Source organism: Paenibacillus sp. FSL R5-0623 (genome assembly GCF_037974265.1).
Classification (GTDB): Bacteria; Bacillota; Bacilli; order Paenibacillales; family Paenibacillaceae; genus Paenibacillus.
The window spans coordinates 2,144,247-2,169,535 of sequence record NZ_CP150233.1 but is presented as its reverse complement, the minus strand read 5'-3'; the positions used below and the strand labels follow the sequence as shown (position 1 = coordinate 2,169,535).

At 46.4% G+C, this 25,289-nt stretch carries 23 protein-coding genes; 7 read left to right on the top strand and 16 right to left on the bottom strand.

Going from position 1 to position 25,289, the window contains the following annotated elements:
• Positions 1-99: 99 nt before the first annotated feature.
• Genes MKY92_RS10010 through MKY92_RS09990 form a run of 5 tightly spaced genes read right to left on the bottom strand, consistent with a single transcriptional unit; the run spans position 100 to position 4,828 of the window.
• Complete coding sequence (locus MKY92_RS10010) at positions 100-873, bottom strand: ABC transporter permease (protein ID WP_145319349.1); 774 nt, start codon at positions 871-873, stop codon at positions 100-102.
• Between the two features lie 17 nt (positions 874-890).
• A complete protein-coding gene (locus MKY92_RS10005; RefSeq protein ID WP_339300494.1) occupies positions 891-1,667 on the bottom strand; it encodes an ABC transporter ATP-binding protein in 777 nt (258 codons plus the stop codon).
• Positions 1,668-1,694: 27 nt separating this feature from the next.
• A complete protein-coding gene (locus tag MKY92_RS10000; protein WP_339300492.1) occupies positions 1,695-2,750 on the bottom strand; it encodes an ABC transporter substrate-binding protein in 1,056 nt (351 codons plus the stop codon).
• A gap of 12 nt (positions 2,751-2,762) precedes the next feature.
• The gene (locus MKY92_RS09995; protein WP_339300490.1) at positions 2,763-4,211 is read right to left on the bottom strand and encodes an aryl-sulfate sulfotransferase; all 1,449 of its coding nucleotides are present in this window, start codon (positions 4,209-4,211) and stop codon (positions 2,763-2,765) included.
• A 59-nt stretch (positions 4,212-4,270) separates the two neighbouring features.
• The gene (locus tag MKY92_RS09990) at positions 4,271-4,828 is read right to left on the bottom strand and encodes a MarR family transcriptional regulator (protein ID WP_339300489.1); all 558 of its coding nucleotides are present in this window, start codon (positions 4,826-4,828) and stop codon (positions 4,271-4,273) included.
• A gap of 389 nt (positions 4,829-5,217) precedes the next feature.
• Here MKY92_RS09990 and MKY92_RS09985 point away from each other — a divergent pair, with 389 nt between their 5' ends.
• A complete protein-coding gene (locus tag MKY92_RS09985; RefSeq protein ID WP_339300488.1) occupies positions 5,218-5,625 on the top strand; it encodes a hypothetical protein in 408 nt (135 codons plus the stop codon).
• Positions 5,626-5,747: 122 nt separating this feature from the next.
• On the opposite strand, the gene MKY92_RS09980 is transcribed toward MKY92_RS09985, so the two are convergent.
• The 6 genes from MKY92_RS09980 to hemE all read right to left on the bottom strand — a co-directional run bounded on the left by MKY92_RS09980 (position 5,748) and on the right by hemE (position 12,233).
• Positions 5,748-6,380, bottom strand: a complete 633-nt coding sequence (locus MKY92_RS09980; RefSeq protein ID WP_339300486.1) for a fumarylacetoacetate hydrolase family protein — start codon at positions 6,378-6,380, stop codon at positions 5,748-5,750.
• Positions 6,381-6,426: 46 nt separating this feature from the next.
• The gene (locus tag MKY92_RS09975; protein ID WP_339300484.1) at positions 6,427-7,179 is read right to left on the bottom strand and encodes a glycerophosphodiester phosphodiesterase family protein; all 753 of its coding nucleotides are present in this window, start codon (positions 7,177-7,179) and stop codon (positions 6,427-6,429) included.
• Positions 7,180-7,203: 24 nt separating this feature from the next.
• Complete coding sequence (locus MKY92_RS09970; protein WP_339300482.1) at positions 7,204-8,616, bottom strand: CapA family protein; 1,413 nt, start codon at positions 8,614-8,616, stop codon at positions 7,204-7,206.
• Positions 8,617-8,801: 185 nt separating this feature from the next.
• Positions 8,802-10,226 carry a protoporphyrinogen oxidase gene (gene hemY, locus MKY92_RS09965; RefSeq protein WP_047842365.1) on the bottom strand — a complete coding sequence of 475 codons (1,425 nt, stop codon included), beginning with the start codon at positions 10,224-10,226 and terminating at the stop codon, positions 8,802-8,804.
• Positions 10,226-11,176 carry a ferrochelatase gene (gene hemH / locus MKY92_RS09960; protein WP_339300480.1) on the bottom strand — a complete coding sequence of 317 codons (951 nt, stop codon included), beginning with the start codon at positions 11,174-11,176 and terminating at the stop codon, positions 10,226-10,228. The genes hemY and hemH overlap by 1 nt, the downstream gene beginning before the upstream one ends.
• On the bottom strand, positions 11,169-12,233 hold the full coding sequence (gene hemE / locus MKY92_RS09955; protein WP_036609707.1) for a uroporphyrinogen decarboxylase: 1,065 nt from the start codon (positions 12,231-12,233) through the stop codon (positions 11,169-11,171). The genes hemH and hemE overlap by 8 nt, the downstream gene beginning before the upstream one ends.
• A gap of 204 nt (positions 12,234-12,437) precedes the next feature.
• On the opposite strand from hemE, the gene MKY92_RS09950 reads away from it, so the two are divergent.
• A complete protein-coding gene (locus MKY92_RS09950; RefSeq protein ID WP_076209040.1) occupies positions 12,438-13,649 on the top strand; it encodes an MFS transporter in 1,212 nt (403 codons plus the stop codon).
• 106 nt (positions 13,650-13,755) lie between these two features.
• Here the strand turns inward: MKY92_RS09950 and MKY92_RS09945 are convergent, their stop codons facing one another.
• Positions 13,756-14,958: a cytochrome P450 gene (locus tag MKY92_RS09945; protein ID WP_339300479.1), complete on the bottom strand. Its 1,203-nt coding sequence runs from the start codon at positions 14,956-14,958 to the stop codon at positions 13,756-13,758.
• 485 nt (positions 14,959-15,443) lie between these two features.
• Between MKY92_RS09945 and MKY92_RS09940 the strand changes: the two genes are divergently transcribed.
• Positions 15,444-16,655 (top strand): asparaginase, encoded by a 1,212-nt coding sequence (locus MKY92_RS09940; RefSeq protein ID WP_339300477.1) that lies wholly within the window; start codon positions 15,444-15,446, stop codon positions 16,653-16,655.
• Positions 16,656-16,805: 150 nt separating this feature from the next.
• Here the strand turns inward: MKY92_RS09940 and MKY92_RS09935 are convergent, their stop codons facing one another.
• Positions 16,806-17,663 (bottom strand): hypothetical protein, encoded by an 858-nt coding sequence (locus MKY92_RS09935; protein WP_339300475.1) that lies wholly within the window; start codon positions 17,661-17,663, stop codon positions 16,806-16,808.
• A 484-nt stretch (positions 17,664-18,147) separates the two neighbouring features.
• Positions 18,148-18,780, bottom strand: coding sequence for an O-methyltransferase (locus MKY92_RS09930; protein ID WP_036670998.1), 633 nt, complete (start codon positions 18,778-18,780; stop codon positions 18,148-18,150).
• 238 nt (positions 18,781-19,018) lie between these two features.
• On the opposite strand from MKY92_RS09930, the gene MKY92_RS09925 reads away from it, so the two are divergent.
• The 4 genes from MKY92_RS09925 to MKY92_RS09910 all read left to right on the top strand — a co-directional run bounded on the left by MKY92_RS09925 (position 19,019) and on the right by MKY92_RS09910 (position 23,710).
• On the top strand, positions 19,019-20,173 hold the full coding sequence (locus MKY92_RS09925) for a class I SAM-dependent RNA methyltransferase (protein WP_074094429.1): 1,155 nt from the start codon (positions 19,019-19,021) through the stop codon (positions 20,171-20,173).
• A 214-nt stretch (positions 20,174-20,387) separates the two neighbouring features.
• Positions 20,388-22,388, top strand: coding sequence for an LTA synthase family protein (locus MKY92_RS09920; RefSeq protein ID WP_339300473.1), 2,001 nt, complete (start codon positions 20,388-20,390; stop codon positions 22,386-22,388).
• 76 nt (positions 22,389-22,464) lie between these two features.
• Positions 22,465-22,890 carry a cytidine deaminase gene (locus MKY92_RS09915; RefSeq protein ID WP_339300472.1) on the top strand — a complete coding sequence of 142 codons (426 nt, stop codon included), beginning with the start codon at positions 22,465-22,467 and terminating at the stop codon, positions 22,888-22,890.
• Between the two features lie 85 nt (positions 22,891-22,975).
• Positions 22,976-23,710, top strand: coding sequence for a DsbA family oxidoreductase (locus MKY92_RS09910; RefSeq protein WP_339300471.1), 735 nt, complete (start codon positions 22,976-22,978; stop codon positions 23,708-23,710).
• A 285-nt stretch (positions 23,711-23,995) separates the two neighbouring features.
• Here MKY92_RS09910 and MKY92_RS09905 read toward each other — a convergent pair whose 3' ends face one another.
• Both MKY92_RS09905 and MKY92_RS09900 read right to left on the bottom strand, forming a co-directional pair.
• Positions 23,996-24,826 (bottom strand): aldo/keto reductase, encoded by an 831-nt coding sequence (locus tag MKY92_RS09905; RefSeq protein ID WP_036670089.1) that lies wholly within the window; start codon positions 24,824-24,826, stop codon positions 23,996-23,998.
• Between the two features lie 174 nt (positions 24,827-25,000).
• Positions 25,001-25,282: a hypothetical protein gene (locus tag MKY92_RS09900; protein WP_339300469.1), complete on the bottom strand. Its 282-nt coding sequence runs from the start codon at positions 25,280-25,282 to the stop codon at positions 25,001-25,003.
• Positions 25,283-25,289 lie beyond the last annotated feature (7 nt).

The following is a 25,289-nucleotide window of genomic DNA, read 5'->3' as shown; positions in this document are numbered from 1 at the left end:
CTCGTGTAGAAGTGCCAAAACAGGTTATTGATCAAACGTTAAAACAAAATAACTTCCCTTTTCAAGTAAGTCTGGAATTCGGTGTTCCTAGGTTCTGTTTCAGACCCGCTTCGCTCCGCCAATGACCCCATATCGGTAGAGTACTCTGCGACCAAACCAGTTGAACAATCGATCCGTCAGGAATCCCATAAAACCCAGGGAAATCAGACCAACAAAGATCCAATCTGTTCGGAAAAAGAGTCTGGAATTCCAAATCAAGTAACCGACTCCCTCATTCGAGGCAATCATCTCAGCACCGATTATGGCCATATAAGAAGTTCCCATCGCCAGTCGTACACCCGTGAAAATATACGGGGTTGTCGCCGGAACAATCACATGCAGCAGTATCTGCCGTTCATTGGCTCCCATACTGCGGGCCGAACGAATTTTGTCTTCTTCAACGGAGAGTACACCTGTCAGTGTATTCAGCACAACAATGAAGAAGGTAGCGTACATGATGAGCGCGATCTTGGATTGCTCTCCAATTCCGAACCACACCAGAAATAAGGTAATAAAAGCAATCGGCGGGATAAAGCGTATAAAGTTAAGGAATGGCTCGGCGAACAGCCGGATGATATGCACCTTGCCAATAATCAGTCCTACCGGAATAGCAATGATACTTCCGAGTACCCAGCCCGCCAGTACACGAGTGAAACTGATTCCGATATACTGCATCAGCGTACCGTCAGCAATCAATTCACGTGCACCCAGGATCGTGTGCCACGGACCAGGGATTACGTCAGGCCCATAGATGAGGGCACCAAGCTGCCAGATCAAGATGACCGTTACCCATAGAAGCGGGATAGACACCCATTTTTTCTCCAACCATTTCATCTTACATATCACCTCAGTTATTCTTCAAAGTGGCCTTGAATTCGGTCGTACAGGGTGTTGAACTCAGACGAGGCGATGTTCCTAGGGTAAGGTAAAGTGTTGTGGTAAATATCCGTTATATTCGAAGACGGACCTACGGACATAATGCCTATGCGCTCACCAAGTAATAACGCTTCCTGAATATCGTGTGTGACAAAGATAACGGTTTTATGTGTTTCTTTCCAAATATTCACCATTTCCTTCTGCATGGTTCGTCTCGTCATCGCGTCCAGTGCACCGAATGGCTCATCCATCAACAAGATCGACGAGTCATTCGCAAGTACCCGCGCCAATTGAACCCGCTGCTTCATGCCACCCGAAAGTTCTTTTGGAAATTTCCCCTCATGAGCACTCAGTCCAACAAGCTGGATGTAACGATCAGAGATCTCACGCCGTTGTGTCCTAGGCACCTTGGACATTCGAAGCCCGAATTCAACATTCTCCCTCACCGTTAGCCATGGAAAGAGAGAAGAATCCGCCTGCTGGAACACCATTGCCCGATCCCTGCCCGGCCTGTCGATCTCCTTGTTGTCCACCTTGAGCTGTCCACCCGACTTGGAGATAAAACCCGCGATCATGTTCAGCAGCGTTGACTTCCCGCATCCACTGGGTCCAAGCAGGACGAAGAATTCTCCTCCCTTGATGATCAGATCGACATCCTTAATAATATAATGCACATCCCCATTGGTCGGGGCATGATATGTTTTTCGAAGCTGTTCAATATGAATGGTATGCTGAGTTGCAGGTAAGGACATAACGGACACCTCCCATTTCATTAAGAATTATTTACTGTATGTCACTTTTTCCGGCAGAGCCTGCTGGAGAGAAGTCAGATTGAGTTTGGTGTCGAGATCAAAATCCTGTTCGATGATTCCGGTATCCACCATATATTGCTTCTGACCTGCCAAACTATCATAAGCAGCCTGCGTAAATCCAACTTCCCATGGATTGATCGGAAGGTCTTTCAACGTGGCATCTTTAGGCTGTTTGGTCTCTTGATACATCAGATCGGCAACCTCTTCAGGATGCGCTTGAGCATACGTGGATGCTTCATCCAGCGCCGCAAGGAATTCACTTATTTTTTCAGGGTTTGCCTGGATGAATTCATTACTCGATACCAGTCCCATACCAAGGCGTATAGGCGTCCGAGACATCTCAGTTAGCTGATGTACCCCTTCGAGTGCATCGAATTTATCGGTTAACGCGGAACCTATGACCCAAGCGGCATCAAGGTCTCCCTGTTTCAGTGCGATGTAGGCTTCATCAAAAGCCCCCTGACCAATTTGCGTCACCTCACTCAGCGCCAACCCCTGATCTTTCAAATATTCATCCCATAGATACGGAATGAATGTGCCTCGAATGAAGCTTACTTTCTTGCCCTTCAAATCCGCTCCACTCTGAATATCCTCTTTTGCATACAACTTCCAGGCGGCTGCCGCTTCATCCGTAGCCTGACCTGCGGAAGCAATAACTGAATATTCCCCTTTAGCCAAAGCATTCAATACAGGGAAATCCGCCCCGTACGCAATATCTACCTGTTTGATAAATAACGCATTTACACCTTCAGCCGGTGAGCCAAACGTAATACTCTCTGCATCAATGCCCCGGCTTTCAAAAAAACCTTTGGCAATGGCTACCCTGAACGTTGGGTTGGTACTTGTATCTGCAATTCGAATTTTTACATTATCGACATTTTTGCCGGTAGCGTCTTTTGCTTCAGATCCTGCTACATTTGAACTGCATCCGGATAATATGAGTGCCGTAGCCAGGAATAATATCAATACGCCGGTAATTATGGAAGGTTTTCTCACAATATACACCCCATTCGATCTAGTCATGATTCTTGACGCTTAACCGCCTGACTTGCCTTCATCCGACGTTGCCACACAGGCTGCACCCTCCACAAATGGAAGAGTTGTCTCCACGCTCACGATGGATGCAGAACCTTTGGGTGCTGCTCCCGGCACCCTGTAGTTGGAGACATCAATGGCTTCAATGGCAACTTCCTGCGGCTTCTCTAACTGCGGAACCCACTGATAAGGAACGCGATATGAGCGATAGACCATATTGGTATTCCGCCCATCCGTGTACGGGGAGACATACTCCCAGACCAGCTCATGCTCCGCTGTCACTTCGAACAATCTGCCATTGGAACCTTCGGTTATCAGGGTGTTGCCGTTAGGTAAACGCTGGGCGGAACTGATGTATGGGCTATAAAATTTATAAGAATCCGTCGGAACCGAGAAACCTGCTTCTGCCGAGGTATACTGCCAGACAATCTCCAGGGTGACCGGGTTAATCTCCAGTACACGGGAGTGATCCCGAATCGCATGTTTCAATCCAAATGGAGAAGCCGGATTCGGAAGACCGTAACCTGCCCAGCCGCCATTGTCGAATACGAGCAAGTTCCCTTCACCCGGTAGACCTTGGGGAATGATATGTGCATGATGCTGTCCGATAATTGTGCCAATGTGTTTCGCTTCAGTTGAAGCATAGTCTGGCCCTAGTCTCCACACGATCTTTCCGCTCTGTCTGTCCGTAATGGCGATTATATTGGCCTCTCTGGCATCCCAGATAATATTGTCGGGGTGGAACCGTTCGTCTCCTTCTTCATAGAAACGGTTGGGTCCGACATAAGAAGCAGAATTAATATGTAACCAGTCACCAACGCCACCACCCAGATGACCGAATGAGCGTGTATTCGGATCACGGAACAGGACATTTCGAGCAGCTTCATCAAAACCTAATTCTTCAAAGTGTTCGTTAGGCAGCCACTCCCAGAGTACCTTCCCCTCCCAATCCACTTCGATAATGGCATCATCAAGCAATGGCTTATCTGAAATTTGAGGGTTACTCACATTTTTGTGAGCCAAGATAAGTGTTTTGCCACTCTTCGTCTTTGGCGCAAGGCCAGGTGCATAGTAACCCACCGGATTCCCCTCACGCTGATAATCATGATGCTGGCGGGCATACCATAATGGCTCATACCCCGGATCTTCGATGTGTTCGTAGCTATTGTATTTCCATACAATGTTGCCGTCCCAATCCACTTGGACCAGATCGACATTATCCTGAATACCGAACTTCGGATCTCTCCGACCCGTGCTGCCCAGCACGTAGCCGCCAGGTAATATCTTGGCCGGAAACCCTAACAACCCTTTCCACAGGTGAACCTCCTTGCCATTCATATCGATCAATACTACGCCTTCCTCACCTGCCTGATAGACGGTATAACCGCCCCAAGCCTTATCCGGATTGTATAACGTCGCTCCAGTTGGATATATTGTTGAGTGTCCCATTGATCATCTCTCCCCTAGAATGTTTGTGGTATATCAAATGTCGTTACTTTGACCCAACCTCAATAACTGAGATAGTTACTCTTCCCGGTACTGTCCTGCTGCTTCTGCTCAAGGTTTCTTGTCGAGGACCGATCATGTTCTTGTATCCCGTTGTTCTCCGCCAATTCCAGCACCGTGTCCGAGAACCCCTCCAGATTCGCTACTACCCGCTCGTAGAATTGACTTTGCTGCTCCAGTTCCTCACTCGTAAACCCCTCAAACAGAAGCGTCATACATCGGGCACCGATATTGCTGTTTCTCGTATACATCTCCCGCCCGCTTGATGTGATATCCAGTGAAACCGTCCGGCGGTCGTCTTCCTTTCGTCTGCGGATGGTGAGTCCCTTTTTCTCCAACTTATCGGTCAGAGCTGTAATGGCACCCGATGTAAAATCCAATTGTTCTGCCAGATCTCCAAGCCGCTGTTCTCCCTCACGAATGATTTTGTGCAGGATAAGCATACCTGGCAGGCTGATACCTTCTACAGAGATGCGATCCCGCTCTTTGACGAATCGTCTGACCATTTTGCGAAATAACCAATCCGTCCGCTCCAACGCTTCCCAGTCTCTATCGCTCATTTCATAACCTCCTTGATCGTTTGAAGCTTCAACAGCGAACAAAAAAAAGGCCCCCGAGGACATTCCTTAGAGGAGTAGTCCCGGGAGCCTTTGGTGGTCCAATCAGCTCAATGCAGTTTTCAGTTCAAATTATTTCACTGTTCATTTAATGAGTATTAAAATAATTGAGATTATCATATAACCAACTAACCCAACCTGTCAAGTGTGAATTATATTAGTGATCTTTTCTTTTTGCAGCCATTCTCAGCCAGGTTGAAATTACTTATCCTGTTTTAAGTTTCACTTCAGGTTTCCCGTTTACACTATTCTCAGATCGAAACATCTACAACTACATCAACGACAAGTTACGATTCAGTTCGTACTCAACTACAGAAATGAGGATTATCCATATGAATATGAAAAGAGTCATTATTATTGGCACAATGATTGTCACCATGTCCTTTGCCGGAACAGCATGGGGCCAATCCGCCATCTCTCCCATACCTACTGCTAAATGGTCCATCGTTGACTTGGACACTCGTGAGGGAAACAGCGACGAGCTGCTCAGCGCTCTGAATCAGCCTTCAGAAGCAGATCTGTATCAGGAACTGTACAGCGGAAAATCACTGAGGACGATTACGGAAGAAAATAACGGGAATTTGGATGAGGTCATTGCTATACAAGTAAGACAACTCAAAGAGCAGTTGGATGAACGGCTCGCAAGTGGAAGTATCAGTTCGGAGCAACATGCTGCACAACAAGCTGAACTGGAAGAGTTGGTCACACAGAGCGCAAATACAGCATACAGCTTGGCCTAAATTTGTAACATATCCGTACGATGAAGATATAAACATATATCCACGATAACACGACAAAAAGGAGCGTATACACGCCCCTTTCTTGTAACCTATTCATCTCAAACAGGTATGATGTGTAGTCCTTATTGTGCTGCCCCAATCGTGCATGCACCCAAGGATTCGCCGTCCCATGCCAGTTCGAGCACATCTCCTGCTTGTGTTGGTCCAACACCTTCGGGTGTTCCTGTAAAAATGACATCGCCCGGCCCCAGGCCGTAATGGTGACCTACATAATCCACAATATCCTGTAAACTGAAGATCATGTTACGAATATTACCACGCTGGACTTCCTCACCATTTTTGGTCAATGTAAAGTCTTTTTCCAGTAATGCTGCCGCACCCGGGAATGCCTGAAATGGAGTAACCGGAGCGGAATTTTTGAACCCTTTGGCCGCTGTCCACGGGTGGCCCTTTTTCTTAATCACGGTCTGTACGTCACGCAACGTAAAATCAATACCAAACCCATACGCATCCACCAGCGCATCTACCGCCATACCTGGCTCAAAATTCCGGCCGATTTGCACGACCAATTCAGCTTCATAGTGAACTTCACCCTTGGTAGCTGGCAATTCAAGCGTTTCACCATTCAGGGGCACGACTGCATGGGAAGGTTTCATAAAGATCATTGGCTCATCCGGAACCGCGTTACCCAATTCTTCCGCATGAAGTTTATAATTGCGTCCTACACAGTATACATTGCGAATGTTAGTCAACATGGGTATATAACCACCTTTATTGGATTCATTAGTGCATATAGTAAAGTTAAGGTCTGAAAAATCGGCTGCTCGTCTCCTGAAATGCCAGCTCCCATACGTCAGGACGGTTCGTACATAACATAAGTTCTGGATCAACCGCCGCCAGTTTCTTCATAATGGTCTTGTCATCAACTGTCCAAGCCATCACCCGAATGCCTGCACTCCGCATCTCGTTCATTAAGGATTTGTCTACATTGGTGTATCCAATCGAGAGGAATGTACAATTCATCTGCCGCAGGGCGTTTAACAGATCACCTGGTCGTGCATCAATAATCAGCCCCGTCTGGATCTCCGGTGCAAGTTTCTTCACTTCGATCAGAGCGGCTGGTTCAAATGAGGTGATCACAACATCATTTTGCATATGTCTTTTTCTCACTTCATGTATAACAGCCGCAGGCAGACCCGGGTACATGTCTCCCTGCGTTTTCAGTTCAATGTTCAAACGCACTCTGCCGCACGAGCGATCTAACAATTCACTTAGCGCCGGAATCCGTTCGCCTTTGTAAGACTTGTTTTTCCATGCTCCAGCATCCAGACGTTGCAGATCAGCCCAATCGGTTTCCCGAACCAGGCCCTTGCCATTCGTCGTGCGATCCACTGTAAAATCATGAATGACCACTGGTACACCATCACGCGACAACTGAACATCAAGCTCCATCCACTGAACTTCAGGCCGCTCCATGGCCATCAGAAATGCAGCCATCGTATTCTCTGGTGCAATAGAAGAAAATCCACGGTGCGCTACACAAAGGTTGTTCATTCGATTCCCTCCTCAAAAAGGTTTTTAATTAGGTGAAGCGACTCCATTCCCATCATATCGAATACCCGGGGAGAGCTTTGCCATCTGTTCCAACAGCAGTTTGTTCGCCTCATCAATCATCGGAATGGCCTGACCAAGCCCGGCCTCATAAGGGATAACTTTCATACTGCAAGCCGCATCTTGACTACAGCGAGCCTGAAATACCGCCGTTTTCCATGTCTCTTCGGTTGTTGATCTGGAGAAAATGAAATTTCCCGTACTGTATGCAATCCACTTCCCCTTATAGTACTCCAACCCTTGCAACACATGAGGATGACCACCTATGACCAGATCCGCACCAGCATCTACAAACTCATGAGCCAATCGGGTCTGGTCACTATTCGGAGTACTCACACGTTCCTCTCCCCAATGTGCAACCACGATCACCAGATCAGCCTTCTTACGGGCCTCCTGGATCGCTTTGACTGCTCCTGTGGAATCGTAGGCTTCAGCCACGCCAGCCCGATTGCCTTCCGCCTTCCAACTCGTTTCCGGTACAACTCGGGAGAATCCAAGCAATGCAATCTTCATACCTTTGCGTTCCAGATATGCTGGTGCATAGGCCTCATCCCTGTTCATACCTGCCCCGGTGTGAGCTATGCCATATTCCTTGAGATAAGTTAACGTATCGACCAAGCCCTCTACGCCCTGATCCAGAATATGATTGTTAGCCAAATTGACAGCATCAAAACCCGCAGAGGCCATTGCCGCCAATGCTTTGGGCGAAGATTTGTATACATAGGTTTTGTCGACTGCACCAGTACCACCCAGGGTTATCGGTGTCTCCAAGTTGCCGATGGTAAGATCATCATCCTTGAATAATCTGCCGAGTTTGGCAAAGGGATAATCATAACCGTTCTTATCCAGCAACTCAGCAACTTTGCCCGAGAATTGAATATCACCCACAAAGTTAATCGTGACATCCTTCGCTGAATTGGAAGGTTTCGACGTCCCTGATTCCTGATCCACACCTGCATTTCCCTTGGTGCCCGACGGTGTCGAATCTGCCACAGGTTTTTTCGTTCCGGATTCTGCTTTCCCACTATTGGTATTGCCTGAAGTGTCAGGTGTCGCTGCTCCAGATGTCTTATCTGCATCCGCGGTGGTCTCTTCATCCGTAGCTTCGGGTTCTTCTTCCGAGGACTCATCGGATTCCGAGTCTGGAGAACTTACTTGATCCCCGCCTTTGGCATCGTCTCCAATGGAAGGCTGATCCTGATCGACTATCTCTTGTTTCACTGGCTGGTCCGCCTGTTGCTGACGTGTATTAATGACATAGAAAATGCCTATCAGACCAATTGCCATGATCAATACAATATTAACTGTCCAGATGATTGTATTGCGGGTGCGTTTTCCTTTTTTCTTCTTTACACTTCGCTCTGATCTTGGGGGATACATAAGCAACTCCTCTTCTTCTTCACAGCCATACATACCATTATATCAGGCATATTCTGGATTTCCATCATTCCTTGGAACTGTATCGATTGAAAGGGTATGAACTCAGTTAGCTTCCAGATCTTCATATAAAAAAAGCCATCTCTCCAGTAGATAATTCTACGTTTGAGACAGCTCTCTTGCTGTACTTAATCTGCTGCAAGCTCTTGTGTAGCCTGAACAGACATTTCCTTCGCTTGTCTGATGCAATCAGGCAAGCCTACGCCCTCATAACCTGCACCTGCAATGTACACACCCGGTAATTTGCTGCCAAGCTCCTCACGGAGAGCGGCAATATGTTGAAGGTGTCCCACCGGATACTGTGGCATGGATTTACGAAGCCTTGTAATCTCGGAGAAGATCGGCACTGCTTCAATACCCATCGTCTCTCTCAGATCTTTGAGAACGAGATTCGTCAGCGCTTCATCCGGAAGCTCTACGTTCTGTTCGTCACCGGAGCGACCAACATAACAGCGAAGCAGTACTTTATCATCCGGGCTGGTATGCAGCCATTTCGTCGATGTCCACGTGCAAGCCGTAATATTCCGACCCTCTTTCCGCGGAACGAGGAAACCCGATCCGTCGAATACATGCTCCACCTCTTTTTTCTCAAAAGCGAGCACTACATTGGCTACAGACACATAGTTAATCGCATCCAGTGCCGCTGTGTCCACGTGAGGCTTCAACAGCTCCGACGCGACATATGTCGGCACAGTAACCACTACATCATCGGCTTCAAGCATTTCGCCATTACCAAGTTCAACACGGTATCTGGTCTGCGCTCCATCAAGGCGTTGCAGCGATTTCACCGCAGTGTTCAGACGTTGATCCACATCCTGCAACTCATGGACGAGTGCATGAACAAGGCTCTGAAGTCCCTGGCGAAAGTTCAAAAAAGCGCTCCGTTTTGTTCCGGTATGCGTCTCAGCCGGTTTGCGCCCCGTCATCATGCCCCGGATCAAGCTGCCGTAATCGCGCTCTACTTCTCCGAACTGCGGGAAGGTAGCCTGGAGGCTCAATCGCCGCATATCACCTGCATAGATTCCTGCGAGCAGTGGTTCCGTCAAGTTCTCCAGCACTTCTGCTCCAAGACGGCGTTCAATCATATAACCGAGCGATTCATCCTCTGTTGTACGACGCGGCGGGATGACAAAATCCATCAACGCCCGCAGTTTGCCTGCCGGAGAAACCAAACCACTTCTCAAGAATGGTCTTAGTTCTGTCGGAATACCGAGAACAAGTCCTGCTGGCATAGGATGAAGCTTGCCACGCTGCATGATATACGTTTTCTTCGACTCCGGATTCTGACTTACCAGCTCATGATCGATCTCCAATTCTTTGGCCAGATCAATCATTGCCGTTTTGCGAGCCAGGAACGAATCGGGCCCTTTTTCAATCACAAATCCATCCCGGTGCAGTGTCTCAATCATGCCTCCCATGGACGAGCTTTTCTCGACCAAAGTAATCACAGGTTCAACTCCTGCTTCCCGGTAATGCTTGCGGATATAAAATGCCGCGCTGAGGCCGGTAAGGCCACCGCCGACAACAACAACACGGCGTTTCTTATCACCCATTACTCATCCAACCCTTGCTGCCATTGGCTTATAATAACATCGCTCAACGTCTCCATGTATAGAGGATCACTATTGAGAGAGTCAATGCGCATCAGGCGCATGTCGATCTCTTTGGCAATCGATTTGGCCTCAATATCGAGATCATAGAGCACTTCGAGATGATCCGAGACAAACCCGATTGGTGCCACAAGCACATCCTCTACCTGTTCACGTGAAAGCTCCTGTAACGTATCCAGAATATCCGGTCCAAGCCAAGGCTCAGCAGTTCGTCCGGCACTCTGCCACGTAAATTGCCAATTGGTTATACCTACACGTGATGCAATCACTTCCGAAGTCTCCAGCAATTGTTGCGGGTATGGATCACCCATCTCCACAATACGTGCCGGCAGACTGTGTGCACTAAACAACACCTTCACATCTCCGCGTTTTGCTCCAGCTTCTTCGAACGCATCCAACTTTGCACTGACACGTGTGGACAACGCCTGAATTAACTTCGGATGCAGATGATAACTCTCAATAAAGGACATATGAACGCCCAGCTCTTCTGCTTTTTCACGCGCACGTTTGATATAACTGCCTACACTCATCGTGGAAAAATGAGGAGCCAGTACAATGCCAATCGCTGACTGAATTCCATCCTTCGCCATCTGCTCCACGCCATCCTCAATAAACGGATAGGCATGCTTCAGTCCTTGATAACAACGGAATTCCACATCAGTGCCACGCTCATCGCGGTTTAATGTCTCTTGAAGGGCTTTGACCTGATTGTCTGTGTTCTCACGAAGTGGGAACACACCGCCAACAATGGCTTCATAACGGTCCGTCAGTTCCTTCAATTGCTCCGGTTCAGGCGGACGCCCTCTGCGGATATGTGTGTAATACGCTTCAACACTTTCCATATTTTCTGGTGTGCCATATGACATCACCAGTACACCTACAGTATTAGTCATTGGTTACCGTCACCCCACTCTTCATTGCTTCGGCAGAATATTCATGAATATACGCCGTTAATTCTCTGAGCTTCTCTAGCGATGCTTCAGGAAATAATCCGTGTCCGAGGTTGAAAATATAACCCGGCTCCTTGATTCCTTCGTCAATAATCACTTTGGCTTGCTCTTTAATCAGTTCCATCGGGGCAGTCAGCAAATATGGGTCCAGGTTACCCTGTACTGCAAATTTGCCGCCAAGACGTTGACGCCCTTCCGAAATGGATACTCTCCAGTCCAGTCCAATCACATCGGCTTGCAAATTATGCAGTGCTGGCAACAACTCACCGGATGCAACACCAGGGAAATAAATCTTCGGTACATTCAAATCGGATAATTCGGTAAAGATACGGGTAATCGTAGGCAACACATATGTTCTGAAGTCTTTGGGAGAAAGTGCTCCAACCCAGCTGTCAAACAACTGGAATGCCTTACCGCCATTCGCAATATGCGCACGGACATATGTAATAACCATATCACCAAGCTTCTGCATCAGCTTATGCCACACCTCAGGCTCGCTGTACATCATCGTTTTGGTGCGGATATAACCTTTCGAAGGTCGGCCTTCAATCAGATAACTCGCAATCGTGAATGGTGCGCCCGCAAACGTAATCAGAGGCACATCAAGCTCCTTATCCAGAATTCGAATGGTTTCCAGAATATGTGACAGATCTCCTTCTACGTCAATGGGACGCAGCCGATCCACATCTGCAGCGGACCGAATAGGATTATCGATGACTGGACCAATATTTTTTACAATGTCAAAATCAATGCCCAGAGAGGCAACCGGATTCATAATATCGGAATACAAAATAGCCGCATCTACACCAAGTTTGCGTACCGGCATGAGTGTAACTTCAGCCGCCAGCTCGGGTTGTTTGCAGATTTCTAACAAGGAGTACTTTTCTTTAATTTTGCGATATTCAGGATCGTAACGTCCAGCTTGACGCATGTACCATACCGGGACGCGGTCTACCTGTTGTTTGAAACTTGCCCGAATCAGTCGATCATTATAGCTCATGTAAGAAGCCTCCAATAGTTTTTGGACTCATAATTACCATTATGCCCTTTTTAAACAGCCGTAACAACCACATGCAGATGCGTTCTACGTGACAATACTATGACATTCCTTACACCCATCCCTCATATGCCAATTATGTTATAATGAAAGAATGGTGTTTTTTTGAGAATTACAGAAATATCTTTGAAAGGAAGTGAAAGCACTTTGAAAACGTGGAAAGTAAACCTCATTGTGCTTTGGTTCGGACAATTTTTGGTCAATTCGGGCATGACCATGATTACCCCATTTTTGTCTCTTTATCTCGCAAGAGATCTGGGCGTTGTTGGCGAACATGAAATTGGCATATGGGCGGGATTTATTTTTGCAGCCAATTTCCTCACCTCATTTTTGTTCCAACCGCTCTGGGGCAAGTTATCGGACAAGTATGGCCGTAAAGTTATGCTGCTGCGTTCGGGATTCGGGATGGCCATCGTAATTGCCCTTATGGGTCTGGCACAGAACCCTTGGCAGCTTCTCTTATTGCGTTTGCTTAACGGTACCATCTCCGGTTTCAATCCTGCAGCTGTTGCGCTGATATCGGGTACCACTCCGAAAGACCGCATGGGTTTCGCCATGGGAATCAGTCAGTCCGGGCAGGTTGCCGGCACCATCCTGGGTCCACTCATTGGTGGCTTGTTAGCGGATGCGGTAGGCTTCCGCCCCATTTTCTACATTACAGGTGGACTGATCTTTGTTGCTTCCATGCTCGCCATGTTCCTGGTGAGAGAGAAGTTTGACCGTCAAGAAGCAGCCAAACTGCCGGCACAATCCGTATTGTCCGGTCTGAAGGAATTGAACAAGTCACCTCAACTGCCCGCATTGTTTGCTGTGACGTTTCTGTTGCAGTTTGCGATGATTAGCCCCATGTCACTCTTGCCGCTGTATGTGCAAAAATTGCATGCTTCGGATGTAAATGTGGCCTTCTGGGCAGGGCTTGTCGGTGCAGTTACGGGACTATCCAATATGGCGATGTCACCGATTCTAGGGAAGCTGAGTGACCGGATTGGCCCTCACAAGGTGCTGACGTTCTCCCTCATAGGTACAGGACTCATGCTTATCCCGCAGGCATTTGTTCAGACCGTGTGGCAGCTCATTCTTGTTCGTTTCATGATGGGTGTGTTCATGGGTGGCCTGCTTCCAAGCGTTAACGCCTTGATCCGCTCCTACACATCCGATAGCATGATCAGCCGTGCATTCAGTTTTAATACGAGTACTCTGGCGCTGGGCAACATGCTCGGAGCGATCATTGGAGGATTTATGGCAGGATTCATCGGGATCGAAGGTCTGTTTATCGTATCTGGCGGACTGCTGCTAATTAATATGGTTTGGGTTCGATTCAAATTGTATAACAAACCTGCTTCTATTCGGGAATCCTGATTCCCTATCCATTTCTTAATGAGTACATCTTACTTTTTTATTTGAAAAAGCCGCTTCCAGCGCCTAATTGGCCTGAGAGCGGCTTTTGTCATTTATGCGCCATTCATCATTTATTTATTAGATTGAATTGTATCGGATAATGTTTCACGCCAAATACAAAAGCACTTTGTATCGGTTGCAGAGGCGTTCCCGGCACAAGTTGAATGTGCTCCATGTGCTGAAGCAATGTATGAAGAACTACCCTTGCCTCCAATCGAGCGAGTGGTGCACCCAAACAAAAATGAATGCCAAAACCAAAGCCCATATGCCTGTTCGGCTTGCGATCAGAGATGAAATCTTCCGGATTTTCAAATTGGGCACTGTCCCGATTAGCTGCTCCAACCCAGGAAATCACCTGCTCTCCAGCTTGAATCATCTGACCATTCAACTCTACAGTTTCCTTGGCGACCCGCCCAATCGCGACAATTGGCGGATAATATCTCAGCGTCTCTTCAATCGCAGAAGTAATCCGTTCAGGCTGTTCGCGCAACTCCTGTTGTAGCTCGGGTTGTTCAGACAGAATACGAACCGCATTGGTAATCAGGTTGGTTGTTGTTTCATTACCGGCAGCAAGTAAGAGAATACAGAAGCCTACCACCTCATCTGAAGTCAATTGCTGACCATCAATCTCCGCAGCAAGCAGTAATGAGATCAGATCATCCTTGGGCTGCAACCGACGTTCTTCCATAATGCCAGTGAAATAGATATGCAACTCCTGCATATTTCTTTTTTTCTCTTCCAATAATTCCTGGAAGGCCTGCTCACTATCGTCACGTGCACCTTTCACCAACACATCAGACCAGTCTTTGAACTTTTGACGATCCGCCGCAGGGACTCCGATCAATTCCGCAATGACAATGACGGGCAATGGTGTTGCAAGGTCATCAATAAGTTCCATATGTCCCTCTGACAGGTGTGGAGCAATTAACTCATCTGTGATTTCCTGGATACGCGGAGCCAATGCTTCAATGGCCTTGGGTGTAAACGCCTGGTTAACCAGATCACGCAGCTGTTTGTGTTTGGGAGGGTCTGTGGTCAACATGCTCGTATTGGCACGATCACGTGCAGAAGAGAACAGTTTCGGATTTTTCAGAACGTACTTCACATCTTCATAACCAAAAACATCCCAACATTCTCGATGTTCATCATATCGGACTGGAGTGTTATCACGAAGTTCTGCATACACCTTGAAGGGAGATAACCTCTCTTCCAAAGTCTCCAGTTCCCGAATCGGAATGTAATTTGCATACTTTCTCGGTGCCTGTTTCATCGTTTCTCCTCCAATCAATATTATATATTTATTTACATATGTTGATCACCCCTATTATAAACATAACTCTATAAGGAAACCACTCATTAAACCGTAATTGAGCCCCATTACCTAATATGCGTTACTATTACCCTCTCATTCTGTTACCTACTTCTGATATGAGTCCCAATTCGACATCCTTTTATTAAAATGCTCATTTTATCAGGACAAAAGACTCATTATGTTAATTTAACTAACATTAAAAGGATCTATTTTCCTTTGAAACAACTAAAATCAACTCTTATATATCTCTATCAGAATGGATATTCTTTCGTAATTCCTCATAAATAATCATTATACTCTCATTATCTACGAATGTAACCGATTACTCTACCATTATCTATATTTGTCATATTAATTAACATGAAATACAATCAATTTGAAATGGTATACATATTCTTCTTAACAAACTTAACATCACACTTACTTGAAGGAGAGTGCTATTCATGAGTAAAACATCCAATCTTCGTCCCTGGGCCGTATGGAGTACCGCAGCTTTAACAGCACTAACCATCTCATTGTCCCCCATTGGAACCTACGCTGCGCACGCAGCTACGGTAGAGGTGAAAGGTACAACAGGTGCTGTTCAGACAGCAACCACTACTCCGGCTCGCAATACTTCCATCCCTGCAATACCAGACTCTTCCAAGCAATCTGCACTCCCTAATGTATTGGTGATCGGAACTGGCGGAACGATTGCAGGTCAATCTGAGGATGCTACCAGCTTCCAGAATTACAAGGCAGGTACACTTCCGATTGGAGAGATGGTAGACGCCTTACCGGATAAACAGAAGATTGCTGATGTTAGCACACTCCAATTCGGAAACTCAGGTTCAGGTTCCTATAGCATGGCCGACCTCTATGACTTGTCGCAGACGGTAGACAAAGCTCTGGCAATGTATGACAGTGTTGTCGTTACCACGGGTACAGATACTATGGAAGAAATCGCTTATTTCCTCGATATGACGGTTCAGAGTGACAAACCTGTCGTGATTACAGGCTCCATGCGTCCATGGACCGTCATCGGCTCTGACGCTCAAGCCAATCTGTACAACGCCATCAAACTTGCAGGCAGTGGTCGTACCACTTCATTCGGCACAGTACTCATGTTGAATGACACAATCCAGCTTGCTCGCGGTGTAACCAAGACTAATGATTATCGGACAGATACGTTTGAAACGCCGATGCTCGGCGCTGTAGGATATATAGATGAAGAGAACATTCGAATATACCGTGCTCCTGCACGTGCCTTGAAACCAGAAGGCACAGCAAAGCCCGTATTTGATCTAAGTAAAATCACTAAGGCAGATCTGGCCAAAGTAGAAATTGCGATCTCATATCAAGAAGCTGGCGGCGGAGCCATTGAAGGATTCGTGAGCAGTGGTGCCAAAGGAATCGTGACTTCCGGTACCGGAGCTGGCGGTATATCCAGAGCTATGGGACAAGCTCGTACCAAAGCGATTGAAGAAGGTGTCATCTTTGTGACCACCACTCGGACGGGTTCAGGAAGTGTGTACGGCGGCGGCAATGGTATCATTGCAGGCGACAACCTGAGTCCACAACAAGCTCGTGTATTATTGATGCTGGGTTTGTCCTTCAGTGATGATTTTGATACCATCAAAAAATGGTTTGAAACGTACGGAACACCGGAAGTATAAGAAAGCACTTATCCTTTATAAATCTAGACAAAGAAGAGACGATACTCCCTGTGATTAAAGGTGTGTCGTCTCTTTCTTTGTGTGTTTTCAGATTTTGTGTATTACTTTTCCACATCGCGGTGGGCTATTAATTCAAGTACGCTTCTACTTTTAAATGGAGCCACCTCCAGTATACACATTACCATTAACTGTACTACCAATTTTAACCTCTACAGTAGTATCAGTAAGTGTAAGCCCAAACCATCTAAAGCCAAGAGTCGATTCTGTTCTAAGTCTGCTATACACTTCCGCGTATTTGTACCCTTCAAGATCCACCGTTCTTGAAAGTCCCATCCCTCTATCAGTTAACTCCAATGTCGACCCCCAGAATTTACGTTCGTAACCACCATCTTTAGTAGCAACCTCTACCTTTGAACCATCATATCTAAAACTTCCCGATGCCCAAAGATCAAACATTTTTAGACCTAAGGCATTATAAGCTGATCCGGTCGTCCTTTCGTTAGCGGTGTAACTCCACGCAGCAGCTCTGATGGCACTATTAGGGTCAATTTCAGAATGTAAAATAAAAATTCCTGATTTATCAACATAAACATCTGTTTTTGTAGTTTCTGTTGAGAAACTTAGGACTTCCTCGTTTTCTTTTTGCTGTGAAATAAACTCATTTAAACTGAATGTTTCCTCGTTATTTAACTGATTTTTTTGTGATTCATTTGGAAATACATCTTCTAGAGAAATCGAGTCATTATTAGCCAATTCTAAGGGTGCGGGATTGTTCTCATAATAACTCTCAATAACATCATGAATTTCAATCAGAGTTACATTCTCCTTAGACATTTTTAAGTTCTCCAACTCATTCGCTATTTCAGAACTACTCTTCGTTATATAGGCCCGAGCTTCTGCAATGTTATTTAAATTTTCTTTTCCTTCTAATGAATCTGCTGAGACTGTAACAGCGCCTCCTACCAAAAGTGAAAACGACATCAAAAGTGCAGTGAATTGTTTCTTCATAAAAAAGTATCCTCCTTAGTATTATAATCACTCCTTTTATAAATTCTCTGATTAATTTCAAATAACTTCTTATTTAGTAAAATAATACCTAAAAAGATAAAAAATTAAAAAGACGAGTATCGCAATAAGTACAATATAAACTGGCAGTATTAAAAAGGGCGTGTATACGTTAAGAAAATGAAATACGAAACCTGAGATCAGAAGCAAAGAAAGAAAAATGAATAAAGGTCTCAATTTAACACCTCCATATATAGAAATTTATAACTTCTTATATACAATATTACCATAAAATTGCCTGAAAGTTAGTTATGATCTCTTCTTCGCTAAAAAATCAATTCATTTTTAGATAATCCTAAATAAAAACTCATTCTCAACAATCAATATTTTTTAAACTAAAAAAACTCCGATGGAACACGCCCCCTCACAAACATAAAAGCGTGAGATCGTGCTCCATCGGAGTTTTATCTTTAGGAAATTTCCACTTTTACTTCACCCAGGCAAGTACCAGCCCATCGTAATCGGGCAACATGGTCGTCACCAGGCGCGGGTCACTTGCCATCTGTTCATTGAAACGGCGAACCGCAAGCACGGCCGGGCCCTGCTTGTCCGGATTCAGTGTACGACCACGCAGGAAACAATTATCGCCTACAATGACAGCACCTGGCCGGGCCAGCTTAATGGCATAATCGAGATATACCGGATAATTCTCCTTATCTGCATCAATAAAGAAGAAATCAAATGTGCGACCTTCCTGCTCCAATTGCTCGAGGCTGTCTGCCGCCGGGCCAATGCGGTACTCTACCTTTTCGCCAAAACCGCCTTCTTCCAGATGACCACGCGCCATTGCCGCATATTCCTCTTTCAGTTCCAGCGAAGTCAGGGTTCCATTCTCACGTAAACCGCGTGCAATGCAGATCCCACTGTAACCGCCCAGCACGCCGATTTCGAGCGCAGCTTCTGCTTTGGATGTCTTCGCTAGAAACGTGAGCAATCGTCCATATGCAGCAGCAACCGAAACTTCCGGCATACCGTTCGAACGGATGGCCTCTTTCACTTTCAGCAAAAGCTCATCCTCTTGAAATAATTGATTTACATATTCATCAGGGGTCAGATTCACCACTAAAATCCTCCTTGGACACTTGGACTGCTTTCCATATGGATGCCAATGTTCTATAATAAATGTTTGTTATCAACACAGGCGGTTGACTGATGTATCACCTCGAAAGAGGAATGCATACGTTCACCGCATTTCTCATTGTAAGTTTTTTCACGGAAAGCGGCAAGGCCGCACCGTCACTATACAGCAGAGAGAAGGATATCCTTCTCCAGCTTGAAATGGAGTTGAAATGAATCACATGGCTCAATTGCAATTGATTGCAACCTCGGCGATGGGACTCGAGGCTGTTGTTGCCCGGGAACTGAAGCAACTGGGGTATGAAGATGTTACAATCGACAACGGCCGGGTTTTCTTCACAGGAGATTATATTGATATATGCCGTTGTAATCTGTGGCTGAGAAGTTCGGATCGTGTATTGGTGAAAATGGGTGAATTCCCTGCCACAACATTCGACGAATTGTTTGAAGGCACCAAAGCACTGCCTTGGGAAGAGTGGATTCCAGCCGACGGCGAATTCCCTGTAGAGGGTCGTTCTCAAAAATCCCAGTTAAGCAGTGTGCCTGCATCACAAGGGATAGTGAAAAAAGCAATCGTAGAGAAACTGAAGCTGACTTATGACACAGAGTGGTTCCCAGAGGATGGGTCTCGTTATGTGATTGAGGTCATTCTGCTGAACGATCGCGCCCTGCTTACTTTAGATACGACGGGACCAGGTCTGCATAAACGGGGTTATCGTAAACTCGTCACCGAAGCGCCACTGAAAGAAACACTTGCTGCCGCTCTTATTCAGCTCAGCCGCTGGAATGTATCCCGTCCATTCTATGACCCGTGCTGTGGATCAGGCACAATGCTGATCGAAGCTGCTATGATCGGCTGGAACATTGCACCAGGACTTCGTCGGACCTTCAACTCTGAGGACTGGGCTGTCATTCCTGAAGAATTATGGGAACAGGCACGCGAAGAAGCATTCGATGCTGTTCGTGACGATGTCCCGTTACAGATTTCAGGTAGCGATATTGATCCTGAAGCGATTGAAGTTGCTATGGCAGCGATCAAAAGTGCTGGCTTCGCCAAAGATATTGAAGTCAGCGTCCTGCCCGCTCATCGTGCAAGACCACAGGGTGAATATGGTGTCATCATCACCAATCCCCCATATGGTGAACGTTTGAGTGAAGAAAAAGAAGTTCAGAAGTTGCTCCGCTCATTAGGGCGCAGTTACCTCGACATGCCAACATGGTCCTTTTTTGCAATCACGTCGACCAAGGCTTTCGAGGAGTATTTCGGTCATAAGGCAGACAAACGTCGTAAGTTGTTCAACGGACGAATTGAAACCCAGTACTATCAGTATTTAGGCCCACTGCCCCCACGAAATAAAGCACCACAATCTTCGTAATTGTTTCAAATCTAAAGTGCTCCTGCCATCCATGGCCGGGGCGCTTTTTTTTGTATGCTTTTCCGATCATATGAATTCATCAACTTCGGTCTTCGCTTTCGCAGAAATCAATTCTTCTGAGGCATAGTTGAAAACACATGAGGCCACGCTATAATGGATGGAGCCCTATTTTACATTCCGATAACAAAACAACAAAAGCAAGGGGGACATACATATGGTTGTCACTCGGCCTACGCGCAGCTCCATGCCACGCGGGCTTATAAATCATCCATTAACGTCATATCTTATTTTTCTTGTGCTCATGCTGCTCAAACTCATGTGGCTCCATCACAATCTGCACGCTTATAACATTACGATGGGACTGCTGGATAAAGTCATTGCTATTGGATCTTTACTACTCTTGTCCTTCTGGGCCTGGTTGCTGCCACGTAGAGGCATGATCGTGTCTCTCGCCGTGCTTAACCTGCTGCTTACCGGACTAATCTATGCCGATATGGTGTATTATCGCTATTTCCAGGATTTCTTGACCATCCCGGTATTGTTGCAGGCGAGACAAGTTGACGCATTGGGTGACAGCATCGCTACATTGATCTACACAAGTGATCTCTGGTTCTTTGCCGACTGGCTTGTCGTCATTCCGTTTGCAGCTATCATACTGTTCAGCAGACGTTACCGTTCGAAGCACTCCAGTGCGTCGGCACATGGCTATGGGAGTTATTCGTATAACGATGGCAAGACACGGCTGCGCCGCCGTCTCACGGCTGGCAGCATTGCCCTTGTGCTGGGACTTGGCCTAGCAGTCGGCCCGATTTATTTTTATAGCAAAACATGGGCCAAAGGCCTGTTCGATAACAACTGGTGGAATGTATCCATGTACAATGTGACCGGACTACTCGCTTTTCACGGTTATGATCTGTACAACTATGCCAAAGACCACATCGGCTCCGGGCCGCAGGCTGACCCCGCTGATGTTGAACAAGCAAAAACGTTCTTCGCTGAAAGGCAAGGAACTGCCCCGCAGAATGATGCCTTGTTTGGCAAATATAAAGACAGCAATGTGATCATTGTCCAGGGTGAGGCTTTTATGAACTTCATGATTGGCCAGAGCATTGGCGGTCAGGAGATCACGCCCCATTTTAACGAACTGATGAAGGAAAGCCAGTATTATAGTCACTTTTATCACCAGACCGGTCAGGGCAGAACGTCAGATGCCGATTTTGGCGCAAACATTTCCCTGCATCCACTTCCGGTTGGATCAGCCTTTGTACGATATGCAGACCATACGTATGATTCCCTTCCTTCCATCCTGAAGGATAACGGGTATAACACCAATGTATTTCACGCTTATGAGAGTGGCTTCTGGAATCGGTATACGATGTATCAGAATATGAAGTACGACAAGTTTTATAGTAAAAATGATTTTGCACACGATGACCCGCTTGGCTGGTCCCTGTCTGATGAATCCTTTTTCCGGCAATCCGTTGAGAAAATGAGTAGTGAGGTGACCGAACCGTTCTATTCCTTCCTAATCACTCTTACCAGTCACCATCCGTATACCTTGCCAAAAGAGAAGCAGCAACTGGATGTAGGCGAGTTCCAGGGAACCATGTTTGGTAACTATCTGCAGTCCGTTCATTACGTGGATTCGGCACTGGGTAAGATGGTTGAGGATCTGAAAAATCGGGGCTTATGGGAGAATACCATCTTTATGTTCTACGGGGATCACGACAACTCGATTAAGGAACAATCACAATACGAGCAATTTCTGGGACGTTCATTGAACGAACTCGATATGGCACAGATTATGAACGAGGTTCCCCTGCTCGTGCATTTACCGGACGGAGCAGCTGCCGGAACCATCGACGAACCTTCGGGACAACTGGACATCACACCATCCGTGCTGCATCTGCTCGGCGTGTCTGACCTTTCCTATTATCATATGGGTAACGACGTATATGACGGGTCTGAACGTACGGTTGTGCTGCGTAATGGCGCATTCTCGGATGGTTCTGTATTCTACATTCCATCGGATGATTATATCTACGAGAATGGCGCTTGTTATGACTTGTCCACACGTGACAAAACAGATATCAATGCTTGCCGTCCCGCTCATGATGAAGCAGCGAAGCGATTACATGTCTCGGACACGGTCATTACCTATGATTTGATTCAGCGCTTTCGAGAGGAAGACAGTTCAACAACAACATCGCAATGAGCAATATCGTAATGACAAACTAAACAAATACACGAAATGAATTGAATTTGAATTTATAAAGGGGAACTTGCATTACATGTCATCACACACTGAATCACTCCATATTGAACAGAAATTGTTCGATGCAGCCGCAAAATTTGTGAAGCAACGTTATCCTCAGGGATGGGGCGGTGCGGGTGCCGTCTATACCGAAGCTGGCTCCCTGCTGATTAGTGTAGCTCCAGAGGTGATCAACGATGCCACGCATCTATGTATGGAAACAGGAGCTTATCTGGAAGCCCACAAATTGAACGAACGCGTCACCCACTCCCTCTGTATCGCTCGCGATGACGAGCATTCGGAATTTAAGATTCTTACACCTTGCGGTGTATGCCAGGAACGATTATTTTACTGGGGCGAAGAAGTCAAAGCTGCCGTATACGATCCTTCTGGTCAACTGGTCTTCAAGAGACTGGATGAGATTCAACCGTACCATTGGTCCAAGGCAAATCGGGATAAATAGTAATCTCCTTGCGAATTATAGAAAGTGGCTTTATAATTGTAACCATATTGGTTTCAACTAAAAGAATGTTGGAGGTTATAATAAAATGAATATTGAGATATGGTCTGATTTTCTGTGCCCTTTCTGTTATATCGGCAAACGCCGTCTGGAGAATGTACTGGAACAGTTCCCACACCGTGATGAAGTGAAGCTGCAATTCAAAAGCTTCGAGCTTGATCCAAACGCTGCATTGAACCCAGGCAAAACCAATTCGGAATATCTGGCTGCCAAATATAATATGAGCGTGGAACAGGCCAAAGGTATGAATGCCCAGATGAATGCCAATGCTCGCACGGCAGGACTGGAATACAATATCGATGCCATGATCCCTACGAACTCCTTCTCAGCTCACCGCTTGACACACTGGGCAGATACACAAGGTAAAGCGCTTGAACTGAGTGAACGAATCTTCCAAGCTGTGTTTATTGAAGGTAAACACTCCGGCGACCCTGAAGTGTTGGCTCAGTTAGCAGAGGAAGTTGGCTTGGATCGAGATGCAGCTACGGCAGTGCTGTCCAGTGATCAATTCACCGACAATGTCCGAGCCGACCAAGCGGAAGGCGAGCAACTCGGCATCCGCGGTGTACCGTTCTTTGTATTCGACCGCAAGTTCGCCGTATCAGGTGCTCAGCCTGACGAGGTGTTCCTGGATGCCATTCAAAAAGCATGGGACGATCGTTCCCCATTCACCATGGTTGAATCCAACACAACAGAAACAGACGGCAGTGGCATCTGCACAGATGACGGATGCGAAGTGCCACCATCCAATTCGAATAAATAACACAAAAAGCAGCAGGAACGGGGATATTTCCCGATCCTGCTGCTTTTTTTATATACTACACACCATTCTAGCTCATTGTATATTTTTGTGTTTGATGAACAGTTACTGTGGAGGGAACGGAATCGATTCTGAAGAAGCGAAGCGTTCGCCTTTGTCTCCAAATTTTATCCTCTGAAAAGAGGAATCAAAAAAATTTGGAGACAACAGCGATCAAAAGAACGATTCCGTAACCGGAACAAACACAAGTAGTTCATCAAACACTTATATTCAATTAGCGCCACCCACTTAATCCCAGAAAAGTTGATCTGGATGTGGACCCGTCCGCTTATCGGAATCCAGTGCATCAATTTGTCTCAATTCATCCGGTGTTAATTCAAAGTCAAAGATGTCCGCATTCTCACGAATACGTTCTGGAGTTACCGACTTCGGAATCGTCACAATCTGATTCTGAATGTCCCAGCGCAGAATGATCTGTGCTGGCGTTTTCCCATATTTCTGGGCCAGCGCCTTGAGCGTGGACTCTTGGTTCAGCTTGCCTTTCATGATCGGGCTCCAAGCCTCCAGTTGAATTCCCTGCGCCCCACAGAAATCCTGAAGTTCCTGCTGGATCAGGCCTGGATGCAGCTCTACCTGATTTACCGCAGGCACCGTTCCGCCCTCATCTATGATATCTTGCAAATGGTGAACTTGAAAATTACTCACACCAATCGCACGGATGCTTCCTTCGCTATATAGACGTTCGAATGCTCTCCACGTCTCCTTATACTGGTCTCTGCCAGGCCAGTGAATTAAGTAAAGATCAATCACATTCAGTCCAAGTGCTTTCTGACTGGCTTCAAATGCTCTCAACGTTGAATCAAATCCCTGATCCTCATTCCAGAGCTTGGTCGTCACAAACAGTTCGTTACGGGCAACACCACTGCTTGCAATAGCTTGTCCCACTTCTTCTTCATTGCCATAGATGGACGCGGTATCAATACTCCGATATCCAACCTCCAAAGCGGTCTCAACCGCCTGTTGCACTTCCTTACCTTTTGCTTTATATGTTCCAAATCCTAGCCATGGCATCGTTACTCCGTTGTTCAGAATTGTACAATCTGTAATATGTTTTGTCATTCTGTACCTCCCGCATGGAATTTTGCCTGCTCTTGTTCTATTAACCTTCTCACAGAATTTTAAGCGACCATTCGACATACTGTCGGAGTAAACCCATGTATCGAGAGTCTTTGCAAAAGAGATGAAAAACCCGCAAAGCATTGCTGCCCTGCGGGTTCTGATGTGACAGGAACGTTATAAATTCCCTTGACCGTGCTGACTCTGGATTGAATTCAATCTTTTCTTCTCCTCGATGAACATTTCCTCTGCCAACTCAACACCTTGCCCTCCGAGTGAAAGCTCTGCTTGTCGCATCGCCTGCTCCGTGTGTGCCAGACGTCGTTCCGCCTGTACAATGGTCTGTGCCGTCGGATGAGACATGGCCTGAGATACAGCATAATGAAGCTTGTTCACCGCATTTTGCGCCTGAGATACGGTGGTATCGGCTTGCAAACTGGAATCATAACGCTTCGGCATGAGTATT

Coding starts and splice junctions, on each gene's coding strand:
- MKY92_RS10010 (WP_145319349.1), bottom strand. CDS start 873: ATGAAATGGTTGGAGAAAAAATGGGTGTCTATCCCGCTTCTATGGGTA.
- MKY92_RS10005 (WP_339300494.1), bottom strand. CDS start 1,667: ATGTCCTTACCTGCAACTCAGCATACCATTCATATTGAACAGCTTCGA.
- MKY92_RS10000 (WP_339300492.1), bottom strand. CDS start 2,750: ATGACTAGATCGAATGGGGTGTATATTGTGAGAAAACCTTCCATAATT.
- MKY92_RS09995 (WP_339300490.1), bottom strand. CDS start 4,211: ATGGGACACTCAACAATATATCCAACTGGAGCGACGTTATACAATCCG.
- MKY92_RS09990 (WP_339300489.1), bottom strand. CDS start 4,828: ATGAGCGATAGAGACTGGGAAGCGTTGGAGCGGACGGATTGGTTATTT.
- MKY92_RS09985 (WP_339300488.1), top strand. CDS start 5,218: ATGAATATGAAAAGAGTCATTATTATTGGCACAATGATTGTCACCATG.
- MKY92_RS09980 (WP_339300486.1), bottom strand. CDS start 6,380: ATGTTGACTAACATTCGCAATGTATACTGTGTAGGACGCAATTATAAA.
- MKY92_RS09975 (WP_339300484.1), bottom strand. CDS start 7,179: ATGAACAACCTTTGTGTAGCGCACCGTGGATTTTCTTCTATTGCACCA.
- MKY92_RS09970 (WP_339300482.1), bottom strand. CDS start 8,616: ATGTATCCCCCAAGATCAGAGCGAAGTGTAAAGAAGAAAAAAGGAAAA.
- hemY (WP_047842365.1), bottom strand. CDS start 10,226: ATGGGTGATAAGAAACGCCGTGTTGTTGTTGTCGGCGGTGGCCTTACC.
- hemH (WP_339300480.1), bottom strand. CDS start 11,176: ATGACTAATACTGTAGGTGTACTGGTGATGTCATATGGCACACCAGAA.
- hemE (WP_036609707.1), bottom strand. CDS start 12,233: ATGAGCTATAATGATCGACTGATTCGGGCAAGTTTCAAACAACAGGTA.
- MKY92_RS09945 (WP_339300479.1), bottom strand. CDS start 14,958: ATGAAACAGGCACCGAGAAAGTATGCAAATTACATTCCGATTCGGGAA.
- MKY92_RS09940 (WP_339300477.1), top strand. CDS start 15,444: ATGAGTAAAACATCCAATCTTCGTCCCTGGGCCGTATGGAGTACCGCA.
- MKY92_RS09935 (WP_339300475.1), bottom strand. CDS start 17,663: ATGAAGAAACAATTCACTGCACTTTTGATGTCGTTTTCACTTTTGGTA.
- MKY92_RS09925 (WP_074094429.1), top strand. CDS start 19,019: ATGGCTCAATTGCAATTGATTGCAACCTCGGCGATGGGACTCGAGGCT.
- MKY92_RS09920 (WP_339300473.1), top strand. CDS start 20,388: ATGGTTGTCACTCGGCCTACGCGCAGCTCCATGCCACGCGGGCTTATA.
- MKY92_RS09915 (WP_339300472.1), top strand. CDS start 22,465: ATGTCATCACACACTGAATCACTCCATATTGAACAGAAATTGTTCGAT.
- MKY92_RS09910 (WP_339300471.1), top strand. CDS start 22,976: ATGAATATTGAGATATGGTCTGATTTTCTGTGCCCTTTCTGTTATATC.
- MKY92_RS09905 (WP_036670089.1), bottom strand. CDS start 24,826: ATGACAAAACATATTACAGATTGTACAATTCTGAACAACGGAGTAACG.
- MKY92_RS09900 (WP_339300469.1), bottom strand. CDS start 25,282: ATGCCGAAGCGTTATGATTCCAGTTTGCAAGCCGATACCACCGTATCT.